This is a genomic window from Gordonia bronchialis DSM 43247 (assembly GCF_000024785.1).
GTDB classification, from domain to species: Bacteria; Actinomycetota; Actinomycetes; order Mycobacteriales; family Mycobacteriaceae; genus Gordonia; species Gordonia bronchialis.
Window position 1 is genome coordinate 4,899,813 of record NC_013441.1, and the last position, 19,570, is coordinate 4,919,382.

Sequence of the window (19,570 nt, forward strand, 5' to 3'; positions counted from 1 at the left end):
TTGAGGACCCCCGCGTCCTCACGCTAGCCCAGCGACCCACACGGTCGCGCCGGATTTGCGAAGACAAAACGTCGCCGAACTCTGTACTCCGGAGAACCAGCGTGCGGACTATCCGCGCGGCACCACTGAGGCGTACAGATTCGGACGAAGCTGTTCAGTTCCCCTGGCCGCGTTCCAGCGCCGCGGCGATCCGGCTCTCCAACTGTCCGGCGGCCGCTTGCGGGACGTCGATGAGTCCGTCGAGTTCGGCGCGCGCCTTGCGGTAGGCGGCCTGCCGTTCGGCCGGGGTGGCGGCGGAGTCGGCGGCGATCGCGACAAGCTTGCGAGCGCGGTCGAGGGCGTCGCGCTCGACCGGGGAGAACCCGGACTGTTTCCGACGCCGCGCCTCCCGCTCGGCCGCCTCGAACGCCGCCGCGTACTCGCCCACCGCGTCGCGGTACTCGGCGAACTCCGCGGGCTCCATCTGCTGCTTGGCCGAAGCCGGCCGCAGGCCGTCGGCGCGCACCTTGGCGCGGTGGAAGGCCAGCGTGAGCGGTTCACGCATGTCGGTGATCAGCGGGTATTCGATCAGTGTGGCGAGGTCGAGTTCGTAGCCGAACCAGCGCTCATTGAGCTCGTCGTGACGTTTGAGTGTCTTACCGATCTGTTCGGCCGACGCCTGCGCGAGCCGAAGCCGCTCGTTCTGTGCGTTCGCCTTGATGCGGGCGAGCTCGATCTTGTCGCGACGACGCTTCTCGTTGTACCGCGCGATGTGCCCGGCCCAGCCCCCGACGACACCGCCGATCGGGAAGATCAGCCACCAGTAGTCACCTGCGAACCGGAACAGTTCGTCCACGGTTCAACTGTACCGAGACCACCCGCCGGCCCGGCTACGCTCAGACGATGGTCGACCCCGACGCTCCGCACTTGTCCGTCGACTCCATCGACGAGTGGCGAGAGTGGCTGCGCGACAACCACGAGTCGTCGTCGGGGGTGTGGCTTGTGTTCTGGCGCAAGGAGTCCGGGAAGACTCCCATCGATTACGACGGAACGGTCCGCGAGGCCCTGTGCTGGGGCTGGATCGACGGTCACACCCGCACCATCGACGACCATCGTCGCGGCATGTGGTTCACCCGGCGCGGCCGCAACAGCGCGTGGGCGACCTCCAACAAGAAGCGTGTCGTCGACCTCGTCGAATCCGGCCGGATGCAGCCGCCCGGACAGCCCGTCATCGACGACGCCAAGGCCCGCGGGCTGTGGACGCTGCTCGACGACGCGGAGTCGCTGATCGAGTCACCCGAACTCGCCGCCGCGCTCGACGCCAACCCGACCGCCCGCGCCAACTGGGACGCCTTCCCACCGAGCGCCCGCAAGCTCGGACTCACTCAGCTGGCCTTCGCCAAGAAGGCCGAGACCAAGACCCGCCGGATCGCCGACCTCGTGGCACGCGCCGAACACAATGAGCGCCCCCGTTGATCGTGCTACCGAACACGTTCATCGTGCGAGGCACGCATCCGATCCTGCCGCACCACGCCACGCGCCCGGCGGATTCCATCCACAGGGGACGGGTACCGCCCGGTCCCGATCGTGGCCGGGTTACAGATCCGGTATCGGCAGATCCAGATTGGGTGCGATGAGCCCGCCGTCGACCTCCAGGATCTTGCCCGTCACATAGCTGCCGGCAGGCGAGGCGAGGTAGAGCGCTGCCGCGGCGATGTCCTCGGGGTCACCGAGGCGATGGAGCGGAGTCGCGCCCTCCACCGTCGAGCGCATCTCGTCGTTGGCGGCGACCACCTCCAGCGACGACGTCAGGATGGAACCCGGCGCGATGCCGTTGACGCGGATGCGGGGGTTGAGGTCCATCGAGGCCAGGCGCGTGTAGTGGGCGAGCGCGGCTTTGGCGGTGCCATACGCTACGAATGCGCGGCCGGGCAGGCGGCCCATCGTCGAGGTGATGTTGATGATCGACCCGCCGTCGGCGGTGGCCAGCATGTGTTTGACCGACGCCGTGACCAGCGCGTGCGCGTTGGCGACGTTGAACTCGAAGGCGCCGGTCAGCTGTTCCGGAGACGTGTCGAGGAGAGCGCGAGGCATGGCGCCGCCGACGTTGTTGACCACGATGTCGAGGCGGCCGAACTCGTCGACGGCCACCTGCGCGAGGTTCGCCGCCGCGTCTGCGTTGCTCAGATCGACCGGGACCACCTTGGCCCGTCGACCCAGCTCCGCCACCTGACCGGCCACGTTGTCGAGTTCGAACTCACTGCGCGCGGCGATCACCACGTCGGCGCCGGCCTCGGCGAAGGCGAGCGCGATCGCTGCACCCAGACCGCGCCCGGCGCCGGTGATGATGGCGACCTTGTCGTCGATTCGGAATCTGTCGAGGATCACGCACCGAGGATGCCACGTTTTGGGTCAAAACGAGAACGTGTTCTAGAAAATGACCCGTTCGTCGTGCTCCCGACGCCCGGTCAACGCGACAACGATGGGTCAGCCCGACTGCCCCGCCACCCACGCCATGTCCGGAGTGCGATCACCCGCCGGTGTCAGCGCCGACAACCGGTCGAGTTGCTCCGGCGACAACACCACGTCGACGGCCCCGAGGTTCTCCTCGAGATATGTCCGACGCTTGGTCCCGGGAATCGGGACCACGTCGTCGCCGCGCGCGAGCACCCAGGCCAGGGCGACCTGACCAGCGGTGGCACCCACCTCGTCGGCGATCGCGCCGATCTCGTCCACCAGCTTCAGATTGGCGTCAAGGTTGTCACCCTGCCACCGCGGCAATGTCTTTCGAAAATCCGCACCGTCGGCGACCTTTGCCGCGCCCGTGAGCATGCCGCGTCCAAGCGGGCTGTAGGGCACGATTGTCGCCCCGATCTCACGTGCCGCCGGCACATCCGACGCCTCGACGTCGCGGCTGAAGATGGACCACTCCGACTGCAGCGCGGCGATGGGGTGCACGGCGGCGGCCCGTCGTAGGGATTCCGCGTTCGCCTCCGACAACCCCAGATGACGAACCTTTCCTTCCGTGACCAGCATGCTCATCTCGAGCACGGTCTCCTCGATCGGCCTGGCCGGGTCCACACGGTGCAGGTAGTACAGATCGATGACGTCGACGCCGAGCCGGCTCAGCGAGGCCTCGACGGCGGAGCGCACGTACTCGGGCGATCCGTTGACCCCGGAGGGGTAGCCGCTGTCCGGGTCGGTGACGATGCCGAATTTGGTCGCCAGCACGATGTCGTCGCGACGATCCTTCAGCACGGTCGCGAGCAGACGTTCGTTGGCGCCTCCGCCGTACATGTCCGCGGTGTCGAGCAGGTTGACGCCCCGGTCCAGAGCCAGGTTCAGCGTCGCCAGCGCCTCGGTCTCGTCGGCCGGACCATAGGCGAAACTCATTCCCATACAACCGAGTCCGAGGGGAGCGACGTCCATATCGCCGATGCGCCGGGTGTGCGTGAGTGATGCGGTCATGGTTGGGTTCTTCCTCCGTAGGTGGCGATCTTGTATTCCGTCGCGGCCAGCGACAGAGTGAGTTCGGCGATCTGACGACGGACGGTGTCACGGTGTTCGAGCAGCATCTCGAGCCGTTCGGCAACGGTGCCCTCACCCTGATCGACGAGTTCGACGTAGTGCTGCAGATCACGAATGGCCATCCCCGACAGCCTCATTCGGGACAAGAAGACCAGCCGTCGCACCGCGGCGTCGTCGTAGACCCGGTTGCCGACCGAATCGCGGGGAACGGTCACCAACCCGATCCGCTCGTAGTACCGCAGGGTGTGCGGCGAGAGGTCGAGCAGTTCCGCCGCCTCGGCGACACCCAGCGGTTCGGTGACCGCCGGCATGTCGACCAGTCGGTGGATCACCTCCACCGACATCGGGCCGTCGATCTCGCCGAGCGCCTCGAGCGCCCGCGCCATCAGGTGTTCTGTACTCACGCTCACGACGCTAGGCGTTTGAGCGCGCTCTAACGCAAGACCCGCCTCACCACGTCGTCGACGATTTGCTCGGCCGGCAGTCCCACGTCGACGACGACGCCCGGCTCGTCGGGTTCGAGCGGTTCGAGCGACGCGAACTGCGAGTCCAGCAGCGACGCCGGCATGAAGTGGCCGGTCCGCGCAGACTGACGATGCGCGATGACCTCGCGGTCACCGGCGAGATGCACGAAGAAGGTGCTCGGTGCATGTGCTCGAAGCTGGTTCCGGTAGCGGCGACGCAGCGCCGAGCAGCTGATGACACCACGGGGATTGCGCGCCAACCAGGCGCCGACGAGATCCAGCCAGGGCATCCGGTCGGTGTCGTCGAGGGGTACCCCGGCCGCCATCTTGGCCACGTTCGACGCCGGGTGCAGGTCGTCGGCGTCGGCGAAGGGAACACCAAGTCGGACTGCGAGTTCGGTTCCGACAGTGGACTTTCCGGAACCGGACACGCCCATCACGACGATCGGTCCGATGGTCATGACCGGGTCAATAGGCGCGGTCGGGGGTCACCACGGACAGCAATTCCTCACCCGCGGTGAATCGTCGGATGTTCTCGGCCACCCACGGCGCGAGTTCCCGCGTGAGCCCCGACGACGGATTCGCGACGTGCGGGGTGATGATGACGTTCGGCAACGACCACAGCGGGTCGTCGGCGGCGGGCGGCTCGGGATCGGTGACATCGAGTGCGGCACCGGCGATCTCACCGGCGCTCAGGGCGTCGTAGAGCGCCGCCTGATCGATCAGCGGGCCGCGCGCCACGTTCACCACCCAGCTGTGTTCGCCCAGTGCGGCAAAGACATCGGCGTCGATGAGGTGATGGGTTTCCGGCGTCGCGGGCGCGGCGACGACGACGTGATCGGTGTCGGACCACACCGAGGCGAGATCGCTGGTGGGCACCGTCTTCTCGGCGCCGTCAACATCACGGCCGGACCTGTTCACCGCGATCACGCGGGCGCCACACGCGTGCAGCCGCGGGATCAGCGAGGCACCGATACCACCGGCCCCGATGATGGTGACGGTGGACCCGCGCAGCGTCCGTACCGCGGGATCGATGGCCTTGTCCCAGTGCCGCAGCACCGCGGTGTTGATCTGTCGCAGACCCGAAAGAAGGAGGGCCAGCGCATGTTCGGCGACGTTCTCGGCATAGAAGCCCGACGCGTTGGTCCAGATGCGACGATCGTCGATCACCTTCGCGTTGACGAATCCCTCGATGCCGGCGGTCTTGAGCGCCACCCACTCGACCGTGTCCGGGAGGTCCGGAAAGCCGTCGGGCCCACCGATCCACACGAGGACGCGAGCATCGTCGAGACCGGTCACCGTGGCCCCGGCCTTCTCCACCGCCGCCACGATGTGCTCGTCGCGATCGGGCTCCACGGCCACCGTGAGGCCGTTGACGTTCGGAGTATTCATCAGCCCGCCACCTTTCCACTGTCGGCGATCTGCCGGGCCGCGGTCGTCGCGAGTTCGTCGGCGATCTCGTTGTACTGATCGCCCGCGTGCCCCTTGACCCACCGCCACTCGACGGTGTGCACCTTCTCCTCCTCGACGAGGCGACGCCACAGGTCGGCGTTCTTCACCGGCTTCTTGTCTGCGGTTTTCCACCCGTTGCGCTGCCAACCCTTGACCCACTTGGTGATTCCGTTACGTACGTAGGTGGAATCGGTGTAGAGGATCACCGTCGACGGTCGGGTGAGCGCAGCCAATCCCTCGATCGCCGCGGTCAGTTCCATCTTGTTGTTCGTCGAGTTCGGTTCGCCGCCCGAGATGCGTTTCTCGGTTCCCCGGTACCGCAACACAGCACCCCAACCACCCGGTCCCGGATTGCCGAGACAGGCCCCATCGGTCGAGATCTCGACAACGGGGGCACCTGCGGAGTCAGATTCGGTCACGTGTCGACCTTACCGTCGGGCCGACGACGCGCCGACCGACTATCCTCGACGGTATGCCTGTCTGGGATCCGACGCGCTACCTCCAATTCGCCGATGACCGTGCTCGCCCGTTCCTGGACCTCATCGCGCAGATCCCGACCCGCCCGGCAACCATCGTCGACCTCGGCTGTGGGCCGGGACATCTCACCAAACATGTCCGTGCCCGCTGGCCAGACGCCGAGATCCTGGGCATCGACTCGTCGGCCGAGATGATCAACACCGCGATCAGCGAGAACACCGACCATCTCGCCAACTACGACGTCGCCGACATCAGCGTCTGGACACCCACCCGTCCGACCGACCTGTTCATCTCCAACGCCGCGTTCCAGTGGGTTCCCGATCAGTTCGAGGTCATCGCCGGGCTGCTCGACCACCTCGCCGACGGCGGGACGTTCGCGATCCAGGTGCCCAACAACTCCGAGTCGGCCACCCATCGCACCCTCGACGAACTCGCCCGCGCCGAGCCCTACCGCGAGCATCTCGCCGACGCCCGCCGCCTGCCGGCGGTGTCCCCGCACGACTATCTCGACTTCTTCGCCGGCCGCGGTCTGCACGTCAACGCCTGGGAGACCACCTACCTGCACGTCCTGCACGGGCCCGATCCCGTCTTCGACTGGATCTCCGGCACCGGCGCACGACCGTTCCTCCAGGCCCTCGACGACGACCTTCGTGTCCGTTTCACCGACGACCTGCGCGCTCGGCTGCGCGAGGAGTTCCCGGCCCGGGAGTTCGGCACGGTGCTGCCGTTCCGGCGGACCTTCGCAGTCGCCACCCGTTCGTGACCTGACGGAGTAGCCTCAGCCCCGCAGAGCAAAGGTCACGTCCTGCTCGTGAAACGGTCACGCGTCGATGACGAAGTCACCGCGAGCAACGAGGGCGAGTCGCCTCACCTGCAACACTGGCAGCAACTGTCACAGCCGTAGGGGGTCTGATCTATGTTCCGACTGCAGCGGCGCTTGCGGCGCCCCATGCCGGCACGCTTGGCGATCGTCGCCGCAACGGTCGGCGCCCTGGTCGTGCCCGGTCTCGCGGTCACATCTCCACAGGCACAGGCATCCATCTGCGCGGCCACCGGCTTCCACGGTGGCGACGTCGACAGCACCGGTAGCTCCGGGTCATCTCAGCTCGGCCTCGGCAGCATGGATTTCGGCAGCTACCGCGCCGACGGGAAGAAGCCCCAGGGGCCGCCGCCGCGACTGACGGGCCCGAGCCGGACCGTCGAGTGGGTGACCGGTCCACGCAGCCCCAACCACACCGACAAACGCTTCTCCATCACCGCCACCGACGTCGGCGTGATGTGGGACAACGGGTCGGGCCAGGTACTGATGGCCTTCGGTGACACCTGGGGCAAGTGCGCCGGGCAGATGGTCTGGCGGCACAACACGATGCTGCGCAGCAACGGCAATGCCGACCTCGACAAGGGCATCACCTTTCCCGACGCCATTCCCGGATCGGTACGGTCCGGGGCGTCGGTGACACCACAGCACCCCACGTTCGCGCAGCCGATGATGAACGCGGTGGCGGTCCGCAACATCGAGGTCGGCAGAATTCCGACCGGCGGCATCTCGTTGGGCGGCGTGCAATTCATGAGCTACATGTCGATCCACCGCTGGACGGGGCCGGGCACCTGGGAGACCAACTTCTCCGCAATCGCGGTGTCGCACAACAACGGTCAGACGTGGACGACGAACAACAACACCATCCGCGCCAACCTCGACCTCGGCATTCCCGGGGTGCCGCAGGTGCAGCGCGGCCACGGCCGGTTCCAGATGGGCGCCTTCCTGCGCAGCGGCTCCTACATCTATCAGTACGGCACGCCCAACGGTCGGCGGGGTGCCGCCTTCATCTCGCGGGTCCTCCCCGCCGACATCCTCGATCTGAACCGCTACGAGTACTTCGCCCTCAACCGATGGTCACCGGACCCGTTCGCCGCCGTCCCCATCGTGCGCGCTCCGGTCAGTGAGATGTCGGTGGCCTACAACAACTTTCTGGGCAAGTTCGTGATGCTCACCGAACGTGCCGGCACCATCATGCTGCGCACCGCGCCCAACCCGGCCGGACCGTGGAGCGGCGAACGCGTGGTCATCCCGGCCCGACAATCAGCCGGCCTCTACGCCCCCTACATCCACCCGCGCTCCACCGGTCAGATGCTGTACTTCGTGGCGTCGCGGTGGGACGACTACAACGTGATGCTCATCCGCACCGACCTGTCGAAGTTGCGTTAATGGCCGCGTGCGGCATTCCGGCGTAGCGTCGGACGAGTAGGCCGAGCCCGTGCCGCCGGATTGTCCGTGCGTCCGCGTGTTCGCGCTGCTCTCCGGTGATCACCCGGCCCCGGCCCGCACCGAGAGGAGATTCGACGATGAGCCAGCCTGTCCCCCCGCCCCAGCCGCCGCCGGACCCGATCCCGGCTCCCGCACCCATCCCAGAACCGCCGTCGGAGCCGCCGATCCCGACACCGGAGCCGCCGCTGCCCGACCCCTCACCGCGTCCGCCCGAGCCCGACCCGCCACCGCGTCCGACGGTGATCTGACCCCCACCCGAAGCCACCGAGTGGCCCCTCACCGAGTGGCACACTGACCTCATGACGCGACGAGTGATCCTGATCCGGGCGGTCAACGTGGGCGGAGCCAAGCTCCCGATGGCCGAACTGCGCTCGATCGCAGCAGATCTCGGCGCCACCGACATCTCCACCTACATTGCGTCGGGGAACCTGTTGTGCACTCCACCAGGTGTGGCATCCGACTTCGACCGGGCCTTGGAGAAGGCAATCGAACAACGCTACGGCTACTTCCGTGAGGTCATCAGCCGCACCCCACAGCAGCTGGCGAAGGCTCTCGAGAGCCACCCCTTCGAGGTGGTCGACGAGAAGTTCTCCTACGTCCACTTCCTCACCGGGACGCCCACGTCAGACCGGTCACAGGCGCTGGCGGCCACCACATTTGACGACGCCCAACTGAAGGTCATCGGCGATGACCTGCACATCCGCTACGCCCAGGGAGCGGGCCAGTCCAAGCTCACCGCAGCGACTATTGCGAAAGCGCTCGGCGTCCAGGGCACCGGACGCAACCTGCGGACCGTGAGCAAGCTGATCGAACTCGCCACGGCTTAGTGGTTGCCACCGCACCGTCCGGACGACTCCGAACCCGTGGTCACGCACGACCTCCCCGGCTACCCCGCCAAAACCGCCGTCGAGTCACCGGCTGGTGCGACGCTGCCCACCTCGTCACCGGCGAGCCCGGTCCACGCCTCCAGCACAGCCTGCAGCTGCTCGGGCGAGTGACGGCCCAGACCACATTCGGTGGCGTAGCCGAAATGCGGGACGAACTCAGCGGCGAGCGCCGCCCGGGCACGCGCACCCTCGGCGCCGTCCTCGGCGTGGAGCAGACCGAGATAGAACTCGGTGCCCGGTTCCAGCGCCAGGTCGGCGAGCGGGCGCCAGTGCGCACGACGGTTCCATGCCGCGACGGTCGCGGCGTGAATCGCGTTGATATCGCGGCTGATATGCCGGGACAGACCGTTGGCGACCGTGACGATCGCCGACGCGTCGCGCGGCAGGATGTGCCGGCCGCCGCGGGCCGCGGCCTCGGCGTCGGGTGGATCACCCATGAACGGCGACGCCCCGAACTTCGAATCGCCATAGCAGAGGTGGAAGGTCAGCTCAGCATCGTCATGGATCCATTCGGCCAGGCGCGCGGTGGCCCGCAGGATCGCCTCCGGGCCGGCGTACGGGTTGGGGAACCACCTCCACCACCACCGACAGGGGCAGTCCCGGGCCACCCACCACAGTCGGCACCGAGATCCCCAGCAATCCGGATGCCGCGACCAGCTCGAGCTCGGCCACCGGCCACGACCCCGACACCTCCCGCTCCACCGCGGTACGCGCGATCTCCGGGACGATGGCATCGGCGGCCGCCAACGCGGCTTCCGGCGTGGTGAGCACCGGAACTGCCGGTCCGATTCCCGTACTCGTCTCTGCGGCAACAACAGTCATGCGATGATCCTCGAATCGTTAGGGCGCCGTTCTAGTACCGGCGCACTGCTGATCCCAACTGCCGCTGTAGCCCCCGGATTTGACGACACTTTCCGCCGGACTGCACCAAACCCCCGCCGCCGTCCGCGTCGAGCCGCCGCCCCCACCCCACTGCTCGTTGAGCCACCACCCACTGCTGGTTGAGCCACCACCCCCCACTGCTCGTTGAGCCACCACCCCACCGCTCGACGAGCCACCAACCCCACTGCTGGTTGAGCCGCGTCGGCGAGGGACGAGCCGCCGCGTGTCGAAACCACCAGCGAGCCAACAGTATCCCCGATCACGGAACGAAACCGACCCGCGCACCGAATCGACTCACCGAGGCTTCGATACGCCGCGGGCGCCCCGGCTACTCACCAACAGTAAGAAAGCAGCTTCAACCAACAGAGGGGACGTTGGCGGCACGAATCCCGTGATGCAGCTCCGCCACATCCGGATGCGCACGCGTGCGGGATTTCCACGCGTTCTCCCCGTAGGTGTTGAAGATCGGGTTGTCCGGATCGAGTTCGACGCCGCGCGACCGGGCGGCGAGATCGGCGGGCAGGTCCAAGACCGGAATCTGGGCGTCGAGGCCGGGATTGAGGAAGTACGGGATCGAGATCCGGTCATGTCCGGGCGGGGGTGCGAGGACGCGATGCCGCGTGGCGCGGAGGTAGCCGCCGGTCGCGACCTCGAGGAGTTCGCCGATGTTCACGATGAACGCCCCCGGGACCGGTGGCGCGTCGATCCACTCACCGTCGGGCCCTTCGACCTGCAGCCCGTCGGTGCCGGGTTCGACGAGCAGCAGCGTCAGCACCCCGGAATCCTTGTGTGCGCCGACCCCCTGCCGGCGGGCGTCGTCAGCGGCCTCCGCCGAATCCGGTCCCGGATACCGGACGACCTTGATCAGCGTGGCCGGCCGATCATCGAAGGCGGCGTCGAAAACGGTCGGGGGCGCACCGAACGCGGCGGCCCAGTGCCCGAGTAGTTCCCGTCCCACTGCGGCGAGATCGGTCGACCATGCCTCGAAGGCGGGCCGCAGTTCGGGCAGCGCCGACGGCCACAGGTTGGGTCCCTGGAGCCGCCAGTAGCCCTCGGCACCGTCGATCACCGGGCGCTCGGGTCCGATGTCTATCTGCTCGCGCCAGTCAACGGCCCCGTTCGTCAGTTCGCCACCGAGTCGCGAGTAGCCCCGAAACTGCGGGCTCTTGAGCTGCGAGATCTCATTCTTGTCCGCATCGGGCAGGGCGAAGAAGCGTCGGGCGAGGTCGATGATCCCGTCGAGACGTTCGGTCGCGATGCCGTGCCCGACGAGGTAGAAGAATCCCAGCCGATGGGTGACGTCGAGAATCGCCGCCTGAAAGGCCGCGGGGTCGGCGCTCGCGGTCGACAGATCCAGTGTCGGCAGTGTGTGGGATCGGCTCGTGGTGTGCTCGATAGTGCCCATCGCGCGAGTATCCCTCCGCGGCGGTGCCGCGGCCAGGGTTGCGCTCACCATGGTTGTCCGTCAGGTCGAATCCAGCATGCGCCGGCGGAGCACGTCGTAGATCGGCGGGTTGCGGACCAGTGCCGACACGGTGACCGCACCCACGCCGGCCACCAGCATCGGTACGGTCACCGAGGTGATGGCCGTCATCTCGATGACCAGCACGATGCCGGTGAACGGAGCCTGTACGACGGCCGCGAACAGCGTCGAGAGACCCACCAGGACCAGCGCGGGGGTGAGCTCCGCGCCCAGCCCGGCGTCGAAGACGCCGATGATGCGGCCGGCTACCAGGCCGAGCAACGCCCCGAGTGTGAGCATCGGCGCGAACAGTCCGCCGGGCGTGCCCGCGGCGTAGGACATCGGCCCGGCGGCAAAACGCACAACCAGGTAGATCACCACCGTCGTCAGCGCCAATCCGTGCCCGGCGAGCACCATCTCGGTGAGCCGGTCCCCACCGCCGACGGTCAGCGGGTCGATCAGCAGCGCACCACCGACCGCGAGCCCGATCCCGGCCGCTTTCACCTCCCTCGGCACCGACGACAGTGCACCCACCAGGTCAAGACAGATGACGGTCAGGCGCGAGTAGGCCACCCCGATCAGGCCGACGCAGGCACCGAAGATCATGAAGATCGGCACCATCGCCAGCGACGGCCGATCCACCGGTGGCACCGTGAAGTCCGGATGGTCACCCAGCACCAGCCGCATGCAGCCGACCGCGGAGGCCACTGCGGCCAGCGCGGCGAGTACGTCGACGACGCGCACCCGCCGCCGGATCTCCTCGAAGACAACCAGGCCACCACTGATCGGGGCATTGAAGGGGCTCTTCCTGATTGACGGTGCGTGGAACAGGTTCTTGCGACCACAAGATGTAGGGGTGAGCAAGATCGCGGGGTGATGGGCGGTGTCGCTGGAGGTGTAGGCGGGTCCTGCGGTGTGAGGATGAAAGCTCTCACACCATCAGCCCGACACCGACAGGACCCATGTTGCAGCGTAGCGCTATTGCCGACACCATTTGCCGCACCATCGAGCTCGGGGTGACGATCACCGGTGCCGCCCTCGACGGCGAGGACCGCACCCACGTGTTCTGCGAGGTCCTGGAACCGAAGAACACATGTCCCGGATGCGGGCTGCCGGGTCGGCTGCGTGACCACATCGATCGTGAGGTCGCTGATCTGCCGATCGTGGGGCATCCGACTCGGCTGCATATCTCGGTGCCGCGCTATCTGTGCGACAACCCGGACTGTCCCACCACGATCTTTCGTGCCGACATCTCGACGATCGTGGCGCCGCGGGCACAGGTCACCCGGCGCACCACGACCTGGATTCTGCGGGCGATGATCGTCGACAAGATGTCGGTGACAGCGGTCGCCGCTGCGATCGGGATGAGTTGGAACACCGTGAACAACCTTGCGTTGGACGCGGCCCGCTCGTTGGCGTCCGCACCGGCCCGCCTGGACGGTGTGCGAGTCCTTGGGGTGGATGAGCACAAGTGGAAACACGTTCGCGGCAAGGGGGATTCGAGTTTCGTGACCGTGCTCGTCGACCTGACACCGATCGTCGATGGTACCGGGCCGGCACGTTTGTTGGACATGGTCGCCGGCCGTTCCAAGGCGGCGTTGAAGGATTGGCTGACCGCGCGCGATCCTGCGTTTCGTGACCGAATCAAGGTGGTGACGATGGACGGCTTCTCCGGGTATCGCACCGCGACCGCTGAAACCCTGGACAAGGCGCGTGCGGTGATGGATCCGTTTCATGTCGTGCACTTGGCCGCCGACAAGCTCACGGTGTGTCGTCAACGCGTACAACAGGATACGTGCGGACACCGCGGCCGTAGCGGGGACCCGCTCTACGGCATCCGCCGCCCTCTGCTCACCCGAATCGGCTTGTTGACCGACAAGCAGAAGACCCGCATCACCAACGGCCTCCAAGCGCGTGAGGAACATCTGGCGGTCGCGGTCACCTACGCCGTCTATCAGGACCTGATCGACGCCTACGACCAGCCGCACAAGCGAGACGGGAAGATCGCGATGTACAAGCTGCTCAAACGCATCCACACCGGCGTGCCAAAAGAACTCGCCGAACTCGCCCAACTCGGCCGCTCGCTGTGGGCTCGACGGACCGAGATCCTGGCCTACTTCGACACCGGCGCCTCCAACGGGCCCGTCGAAGCGATCAACGGCCGCCTGGAACACCTACGCGGGATCGCGCTCGGCTTCCGCAACCTCAACCACTACATCTTGCGGTCACTCATCCACTCCGGCGGCCTGGCAGAACACCTACACGCACTCTGAATCAGGAAGAGCCATTGAAGGCCACCGCGAGGCCGGCGCCGGACAACATGGTCTGCAGAGTCCGCACATCGTCGGCGCCGACCCTCATCAGCCGCCCGACGCTCGCGCCGATGGCCACGGCCATGTGGACCGTCGGTCCTTCGCGACCGAGAACCAGACCGCCGAGCCCGATGGATGCCAGGCCGCCGACGAAGCGGGCCGGCACCACCCGCAGCAGAGGTGGCGCGGCTTCGCCGCGTTCAACAGCTTCGACGTGCTGGATGCCGCTGCCCGCCGACAACGGCTCCCACCGGGTGATGGCCGCCCCATCGCGGCACCGCCGGCCACCACGAGAATCGGTACACACCAGGCGAAGTGCCCGGTCTGCGCGGCCCAGACGACGAGGTGCTCCCGCCAGGCATCGAGGCGCTCGAGCAACCAGCGAAACGCGCCACCCACGAATCCGGACACGACTCCGGCGCCCGCGGCGAGGATCGGCAGGCCCAGCAGGTGCCGCGGCGATGGATCGGGTTCGAGCGCACTCGACGCGTTGGCGGCCATTCCGCGGCGGCGTCAGCGACGCAGAACCGATGCGACCCGGTCGAGGTCGGCGGCCTGCTTGTCCTTGGGCGCCTCCCAGAGTTCCTTGGGCAGTTCTTCGAGCACCGAGATCGCCGATTCGGCGGCGTTGAGCGCCTCGGTCTTCACCTCGTCGTCCGTGCTCTGCGACGCCGCGATCAGCTTGTCGTCGAGTGCGAAGACCGCGTCGTCGAGTCGGTCGCGCGCGGCGACGAGATCCTGGTCGCGGGGAATTGCCGGGTTGTTGTGCACGTCGGCGATCGCGTAGCGGATACGCCTGTGCAGCAAGGCTTCCCGCGAGTTGGCCGTCGCCCATTCGTCCGGTGCGCGGCTCGGTTTACCGGGGATCAGGTCGGTCGACCGGGCGAAGCGCCGGATGCGCTTGTCCGAGTCGAAGGCGAACCATGCGGCGCCGCCGAGGATGATCAGTGCGACGACAACGGTGACGGCGATGACGATCACGGCGACCATCGTCGGCCCTCCTGTCCGATCGGGACCTGCTCAGGCGTCTGCATACCTCACCCTAGCGCCGCGGAAGACGCGATGGTCCCCGTCTCACCCCGCGTGCCGTCATGATCCGGTAGCACCCGGTGTGTTCACACCCTTGGGTGCGGCACCTCCCATGAACCCGAACAGATAGCCGGCGACGCGCCGCATCTGGATCTCGTCGGCGCCCTCGGTGATCCGATAGCGGCGGTGGTGCCGATAGATGTGCTCGAACGGCTCGTGGCGGGAGTATCCCCGGCCGCCGAAGACCTGCATGGCGGTGTCGGCAGCGTCGCAGCACAACCGGTTGGCCTGGTAGTTGCACATCGACACCTCCGCCGACGCGGCGAACGGCCCGTAGGTGTCCATCTTCCAGGCGGTCTCGCGGATCAGCGACCGGATCATCGCGCACCGGGTGTGCAGGTCGACGAGGGGGAACTGGATGGCCTGATTGGTGGAGAGCTTCTTGCCGAACGGTGCCCGTTCGTTGGCGTAGGCCACCGCGCGATCGACGCAGTACTGGGCAGCACCGAGGCTCGACGCGGCCTGCCGAATCCGGTTCTCGTTGAAGAAATGCTGTACCACCTGCAAGCCGGCGCCCTCGGCACCGAAGATCGCCGAGTGCGGCACCCGCACATCGCGCAACGTCACGTGCGCATGGTCGGTGGGCATGTTGAAGGTCCACAGGTATTCCTCGACGGTGAACCCGTCGGCTTGCGGATCGACCAGGAATGCGGTGATACCGCGTGCATTTCCCGGTTCACCGTCGGTCCGCGCGAAGATGATGTCGCGGTGGGCCACGTGAATGCCGGTGTTCCAGGTCTTCTCACCGTTGATGACCCACTCGTCACCGTCGCGGACCGCGGTGGTCTCCATGTAGGTGGCGTCGGATCCGTGGTCGGGTTCGGTGATGCCGAAGGCGAAGAACTTGGTGCCCGCGGCCAGGCCCTCGACCCATTCCTGCTGTTGTTCGGGCGTCCCGTATTCGAGCATGAGGAGCAGGCCGATGTTGTTGCCGACGATGGCGTGCTCGTTCTGCAGATCGCAGTGCAGGCCCAGGCCGCGTGACGCGAGATGCTCACGGATGACGGCCATCGCGAGGTTCGATCCGTCGCGTCCGCCGTACTCGGCGGGAAACGGGTAGCGGAAATGCCCGGCGGCGTCGGCTCGTCGTCGTGCCTCTCCGAGCAGCGCCTCCCACTCCGCATTCGGCAGTCCACCGCGCTCCCAATCGGTCCGGGCGTCCTCGCGACGATGATCGAAGAACCGGATGTTGTCGTCGGCCTGCTCGAGCGGGACGATCTCGGCCTCGATGAAGGCGTCGAGCTCGTCGAGATAGGCGCGCAGGTCCTCGGGTAGTGCGAAATCCACTGGTGGAACTCCTGATTCGAATCGAGCGATTACGGGTGGGGTACGGCGAAGTAGCGGGGATTCGCCACCAGCAGGCGCGCACGGACATCGGCGACGACGGCCGCGCGTACGGCGGGGTCGTCACCGTCGATGCTGCCGTCACGAAGCCCGGCAACCAGATCCCGCTGATCTGCGACGCCGAGATCGTGGAGTCGAGAGGCGCTGGCGGGCAGGGCTTCCGGGGCGGTCAGGAGCTGCCGGCGCACGACGTCGACGACGTTCGCCGCCACCCGGGTGTGAAACTTGATGTGGGCGGCCATGTTCTCGTTGACCGGAGCGGATCTCAGGAACTCGGCCACCGACGCCAGCAGATCGGGCGCCGACGGTGGGCCATAGGGATCCTCCGGTCCGGCCGACATCGTGTGCAGCGGGTCGGCCACCGCCTCGGGCGTGACGAGACCCAGGTCGAGCAGCGCGTCGAATTCCTGTTCGGCACTGCGTCGTCCGATGGCCGCGAGCTCCACCGACCGCTCGGTGCCGTCGAGGTGCCGATTGGCCTGCACCGCGCAGATCAGCCCCCAGCGGACGGTCGCGTACAACTCCCACCAGCGCAGTGCCTGATCGGTCGGGCGCCAGCCGGCCACCTTCTCGTAGGCGTCGAGCAGGTCGGCACGCGCACCCATCCCCGCAACCGGGTCGGGCGCGGAGAACCGCCAGGCCTTGGCACACAGCCAGCCCAGGTCCTCGACGGGATCGCCTACGTGGGCGAGTTCCCAATCCAGCACGGCAGCAACACCTTCGGCGTCGATCAGCAGATTGCCGAGCCGGAAGTCGCCGTGTACCACGGTCGACGACGGTGACGGCTCGGGCCGGTTGTGTTCCAGCCACCGGGTGGCGAGGACGAGTCCGGCGGGCATCTGCGCCCACTCCCGGGGGAACAACTCGGCGAGTGCGCCGAGCGGGTCCGGCATTTCCGAGAGCCGGCCCACCGCATGCCGATCCATCTGGTGGATGCGCGCCAGGATGCCACCGGCCTGCTCGACGAACCGCCCACGCGCCGCGGAGTAGGTCTCGTCGCGAAGGATTCGACGGGGAATCGATTCGCCGGCAACGAAGTTCATCACGATGTAGGGGTAGCCCAGCACGCTGGTCGCCGGATCGAGCCCGGCGTCGAGGACCGCCGGGACCGGCACGCCGGCTGAGGCCGCCGCGGTCAGGATGTCAGCCTCGACGGCCAGCCCACCATCGTCGGACCGGGCCGACGGTACGGCACGAACGATGATCTGCTCATCGGTGTCACCGGAGAGAGCGACGAGGTAGGTGGCCCGGCTGGCACCCGCGGGGAGCACTCGCGCCGACGCGACCGTCAGGTTCGCCGACCGTCGTTGCGACAAACGCGCCGCGATCCGCGCGCCGACGTCGTCGGCCTCGGTGACGACCCCGGCCGCCTCGTGCTGTTCCCCGACCTGCTCACCCACGCGTCACGTCCCTTCGCACACCGGCGGGGTCCACGACCGATCATCCCGACCATGCGAAGCTAGTGTCCCGCGTTGGAAATTCGTTGACGATTCCGACGCCCAGGCGGCGCCTCGCTGCGTTGGCGTCGTCGCAGGTACATCCAGTAGCTGCGTCCTCCGCCGCCTTGCGATGCATCCACCTGGATCGCCGGACTCGCGCCAACGAATTTCCAACACGGGACACTAGCATGACCTTGTCACAGTCCGGGGCCTCCGGTCAGCCGCGACCGTTCTCGGCCCGTAGCGCCGCCGCGTTGACGCGGGTGAGCACCGAATGAAGTTCCTCGAGCTCGTTGCGCTCCACCCCGAGCGCGGCGACCACGGCGGGCGGGATGCCGAGCGCCTGTTCCCGAAGCCGACGACCCGCGTCGGTGAGTTCGATGTCGACGTTGCGCTCGTCGTCACCGCGTCGGCGCCGGGCGATCAGTCCGTTCGTCTCGAGCCGTTTGAGCAGAGGCGAGAGCGTCGCCGAATCGAGTTGTAGCGCGCTGCCGATATCCTTCACCGCCCGCGGCTCGGTCTCCCACAGGGCGAGCATGACGAGATACTGCGGATGGGTGAGGCCCAGCGGTTCGAGCAGTCGCCGGTAGATACGCAGCACCGATCTGTTGGCCACCGCGAGGGCAAAGCAGACCTGACGTTCGAGAAGGAGCGGATTATCTTCTGGCGCAAGCACACCCGCCGATTCCTCGGTCACCGTACCCACCTCCGTCCAGACGTTTTCACAACCCAGTCTAGTGATTCGGTCGTGCACTATCGAATCACGGTCGCGCGGCGACGCTCAGGAACCCGACGGTGATGCCTCCGGCGCCGAATCGGTTTGTGTGGGCCGGCCGGCCACCCAGTCCTCGACGGTCAGGCCCCAACGTCCGTACCGGTGGTCGAAGTTGTCCGCACGACGCTGCGCGGCCTCGTGCTTTTCCGGCGAGTAGCGACGCCGCGCCCACGGCGAATGCGGGCGGGCCAGCCGGATGGCCCCCACCCATGCCAGCGGCGGGAAGAAGGCGCCGACGACGGCCGTCGAATACTTGCCCTTCATGATGCAGATCAGCAGGCACGCGACGTTGATCGGCAGATTCGCGGTGACCACGACGGGCCCGAGCGCCACCGTCGCATCACTCCACGGGTCGAAGCCGAGCATCGTCATCCCGAGTGCGGCCACGGTCAGCGCGACCACCTGCACCGACAACTGCCCCTCCCGCGACCAGTACACGTCCTTGAGATGCAAGATCAACGCGAACTCGTCGAGAACCAGCGACGCCCCGATGCCGACGAGGATGGCGCTGATCTCTGCGGCCGGTGAGCGCCCGGCCGCGGCCACCGAGCCGAAGGCCCCGCCGATCGTCAGGATGATGCCGGGCACGGCGTGATGGATGTGGAGCCCACCGGAGACGTTGTCGCGGAACGGACCCTTACCGGCACGGATCAGCCGGGTGATGGCCCGGGTGATCACAAACGTCACGACGAAGGCCAGGAACAGCAGAAACAGCGGGAGTCGCCCGTCGTCGAGCGGGTCGTCGAAGTGGAACACCGTCGACCACGCTCAGCGTGGCGCCGCGGGGGCGCGCAACCCGGTTCGACGCTGCTCGATGATCAGGCACCGGTCTTCGACGTAGAGCAGGCCGGCCGATTCGGCGATCTCGCGCGCCTCGTCGGAGACGATGCCGAGCTGTAGCCAGAGGGCGCTCGCGCCGGCGGCGACGGCTTGCCGGGCCACCTCGGCGCATTCGGGACCGGGCCGGAACACGTCGACCAGACCGACCTGATCGGGAACGTCGGCGAGGCTGGGATACACCTTCTCGCCGACGATCTCGGTGGCTGTCGGGTTGACCGGGATGATGCGCCAGCCGTGCTGCTGCATGTAGGCGGGCACCTCGTTGGCGGCCTTGGCGGGGTTGGCGCTCGCGCCGACCACGGTGATGGTGTCGTAGGTGGACAGGATCTCGGTGACCACATCGTCGGTTGCACTCATCACCCGAGACTAGGACA

General features: G+C 67.3%; 23 protein-coding genes and 1 pseudogene. 6 read left to right on the forward strand and 18 right to left on the reverse strand.

Annotated elements, in window-relative coordinates; genetic code table 11:
- Nucleotides 1–154: 154 nt before the first annotated feature.
- Nucleotides 155–835 (reverse strand): hypothetical protein, encoded by a 681-nt coding sequence (locus tag GBRO_RS22660; protein ID WP_012836184.1) that lies wholly within the window; start codon nucleotides 833–835, stop codon nucleotides 155–157.
- 47 nt (nucleotides 836–882) lie between these two features.
- On the opposite strand from GBRO_RS22660, the gene GBRO_RS22665 reads away from it, so the two are divergent.
- Complete coding sequence (locus tag GBRO_RS22665) at nucleotides 883–1,455, forward strand: YdeI/OmpD-associated family protein (RefSeq protein ID WP_012836185.1); 573 nt, start codon at nucleotides 883–885, stop codon at nucleotides 1,453–1,455.
- Nucleotides 1,456–1,575: 120 nt separating this feature from the next.
- Here GBRO_RS22665 and GBRO_RS22670 read toward each other — a convergent pair whose 3' ends face one another.
- From GBRO_RS22670 to rnhA, 6 genes are all read right to left on the reverse strand, one after another.
- Nucleotides 1,576–2,367, reverse strand: coding sequence for an SDR family oxidoreductase (locus GBRO_RS22670; protein WP_012836186.1), 792 nt, complete (start codon nucleotides 2,365–2,367; stop codon nucleotides 1,576–1,578).
- Nucleotides 2,368–2,466: 99 nt separating this feature from the next.
- Entirely contained in the window at nucleotides 2,467–3,447 is a 981-nt protein-coding gene (locus tag GBRO_RS22675; RefSeq protein WP_012836187.1) for an aldo/keto reductase, read from the reverse strand.
- A complete protein-coding gene (locus tag GBRO_RS22680; protein WP_012836188.1) occupies nucleotides 3,444–3,893 on the reverse strand; it encodes a MerR family transcriptional regulator in 450 nt (149 codons plus the stop codon). The genes GBRO_RS22675 and GBRO_RS22680 overlap by 4 nt, the downstream gene beginning before the upstream one ends.
- Before the next feature lie 47 nt (nucleotides 3,894–3,940).
- Entirely contained in the window at nucleotides 3,941–4,432 is a 492-nt protein-coding gene (locus GBRO_RS22685) for a gluconokinase (protein WP_012836189.1), read from the reverse strand.
- A 7-nt stretch (nucleotides 4,433–4,439) separates the two neighbouring features.
- Nucleotides 4,440–5,363 (reverse strand): D-isomer specific 2-hydroxyacid dehydrogenase family protein, encoded by a 924-nt coding sequence (locus GBRO_RS22690; RefSeq protein WP_012836190.1) that lies wholly within the window; start codon nucleotides 5,361–5,363, stop codon nucleotides 4,440–4,442.
- Entirely contained in the window at nucleotides 5,363–5,842 is a 480-nt protein-coding gene (gene rnhA, locus GBRO_RS22695; protein ID WP_012836191.1) for a ribonuclease HI, read from the reverse strand. Before rnhA ends, GBRO_RS22690 begins: the two co-directional genes overlap by 1 nt.
- 53 nt (nucleotides 5,843–5,895) lie before the next feature.
- On the opposite strand from rnhA, the gene GBRO_RS22700 reads away from it, so the two are divergent.
- From GBRO_RS22700 to GBRO_RS22710, 4 genes are all read left to right on the forward strand, one after another.
- Entirely contained in the window at nucleotides 5,896–6,663 is a 768-nt protein-coding gene (locus tag GBRO_RS22700; RefSeq protein WP_012836192.1) for a methyltransferase domain-containing protein, read from the forward strand.
- A gap of 186 nt (nucleotides 6,664–6,849) precedes the next feature.
- Nucleotides 6,850–8,106 carry a DUF4185 domain-containing protein gene (locus GBRO_RS22705; RefSeq protein WP_227892810.1) on the forward strand — a complete coding sequence of 419 codons (1,257 nt, stop codon included), beginning with the start codon at nucleotides 6,850–6,852 and terminating at the stop codon, nucleotides 8,104–8,106.
- Nucleotides 8,107–8,243: 137 nt separating this feature from the next.
- The gene (locus GBRO_RS26440; RefSeq protein WP_012836194.1) at nucleotides 8,244–8,414 is read left to right on the forward strand and encodes a hypothetical protein; all 171 of its coding nucleotides are present in this window, start codon (nucleotides 8,244–8,246) and stop codon (nucleotides 8,412–8,414) included.
- 51 nt (nucleotides 8,415–8,465) lie between these two features.
- Complete coding sequence (locus GBRO_RS22710) at nucleotides 8,466–8,993, forward strand: DUF1697 domain-containing protein (protein ID WP_012836195.1); 528 nt, start codon at nucleotides 8,466–8,468, stop codon at nucleotides 8,991–8,993.
- A 59-nt stretch (nucleotides 8,994–9,052) separates the two neighbouring features.
- On the opposite strand, the pseudogene GBRO_RS22715 reads toward GBRO_RS22710, so the two are convergent.
- The 4 genes and pseudogenes from GBRO_RS22715 to GBRO_RS22725 form a co-directional block, all read right to left on the reverse strand.
- Nucleotides 9,053–9,625 (reverse strand): annotated as a pseudogene (locus tag GBRO_RS22715) (hypothetical protein); the annotation flags it as partial.
- Entirely contained in the window at nucleotides 9,552–9,875 is a 324-nt protein-coding gene (locus GBRO_RS26445; protein ID WP_155825187.1) for a hypothetical protein, read from the reverse strand. The pseudogene GBRO_RS22715 and the gene GBRO_RS26445, both read right to left, overlap by 74 nt.
- Before the next feature lie 415 nt (nucleotides 9,876–10,290).
- The gene (locus tag GBRO_RS22720) at nucleotides 10,291–11,340 is read right to left on the reverse strand and encodes an isopenicillin N synthase family dioxygenase (RefSeq protein ID WP_012836196.1); all 1,050 of its coding nucleotides are present in this window, start codon (nucleotides 11,338–11,340) and stop codon (nucleotides 10,291–10,293) included.
- Nucleotides 11,341–11,400: 60 nt separating this feature from the next.
- A complete protein-coding gene (locus GBRO_RS22725; RefSeq protein WP_169309886.1) occupies nucleotides 11,401–12,261 on the reverse strand; it encodes a chloride channel protein in 861 nt (286 codons plus the stop codon).
- A 98-nt stretch (nucleotides 12,262–12,359) separates the two neighbouring features.
- Here GBRO_RS22725 and GBRO_RS22730 point away from each other — a divergent pair, with 98 nt between their 5' ends.
- Nucleotides 12,360–13,670, forward strand: a complete 1,311-nt coding sequence (locus tag GBRO_RS22730; protein WP_012831990.1) for an ISL3 family transposase — start codon at nucleotides 12,360–12,362, stop codon at nucleotides 13,668–13,670.
- Between the two features lies 1 nt (nucleotide 13,671).
- Here the strand turns inward: GBRO_RS22730 and GBRO_RS27835 are convergent, their stop codons facing one another.
- The 7 genes from GBRO_RS27835 to GBRO_RS22765 form a co-directional block, all read right to left on the reverse strand.
- Nucleotides 13,672–14,016 (reverse strand): chloride channel protein, encoded by a 345-nt coding sequence (locus GBRO_RS27835; RefSeq protein WP_052298330.1) that lies wholly within the window; start codon nucleotides 14,014–14,016, stop codon nucleotides 13,672–13,674.
- Between the two features lie 206 nt (nucleotides 14,017–14,222).
- On the reverse strand, nucleotides 14,223–14,699 hold the full coding sequence (locus GBRO_RS22740; protein ID WP_012836197.1) for a hypothetical protein: 477 nt from the start codon (nucleotides 14,697–14,699) through the stop codon (nucleotides 14,223–14,225).
- A 99-nt stretch (nucleotides 14,700–14,798) separates the two neighbouring features.
- The gene (locus tag GBRO_RS22745; protein WP_012836198.1) at nucleotides 14,799–16,085 is read right to left on the reverse strand and encodes an acyl-CoA dehydrogenase family protein; all 1,287 of its coding nucleotides are present in this window, start codon (nucleotides 16,083–16,085) and stop codon (nucleotides 14,799–14,801) included.
- Between the two features lie 29 nt (nucleotides 16,086–16,114).
- On the reverse strand, nucleotides 16,115–17,542 hold the full coding sequence (locus GBRO_RS22750; RefSeq protein WP_012836199.1) for a phosphotransferase family protein: 1,428 nt from the start codon (nucleotides 17,540–17,542) through the stop codon (nucleotides 16,115–16,117).
- 256 nt (nucleotides 17,543–17,798) lie between these two features.
- Nucleotides 17,799–18,278, reverse strand: coding sequence for a MarR family winged helix-turn-helix transcriptional regulator (locus GBRO_RS22755; RefSeq protein ID WP_012836200.1), 480 nt, complete (start codon nucleotides 18,276–18,278; stop codon nucleotides 17,799–17,801).
- An 84-nt stretch (nucleotides 18,279–18,362) separates the two neighbouring features.
- Nucleotides 18,363–19,112 (reverse strand): hypothetical protein, encoded by a 750-nt coding sequence (locus tag GBRO_RS22760; RefSeq protein WP_012836201.1) that lies wholly within the window; start codon nucleotides 19,110–19,112, stop codon nucleotides 18,363–18,365.
- A 12-nt stretch (nucleotides 19,113–19,124) separates the two neighbouring features.
- Nucleotides 19,125–19,553 (reverse strand): CoA-binding protein, encoded by a 429-nt coding sequence (locus GBRO_RS22765; protein ID WP_012836202.1) that lies wholly within the window; start codon nucleotides 19,551–19,553, stop codon nucleotides 19,125–19,127.
- Nucleotides 19,554–19,570 lie beyond the last annotated feature (17 nt).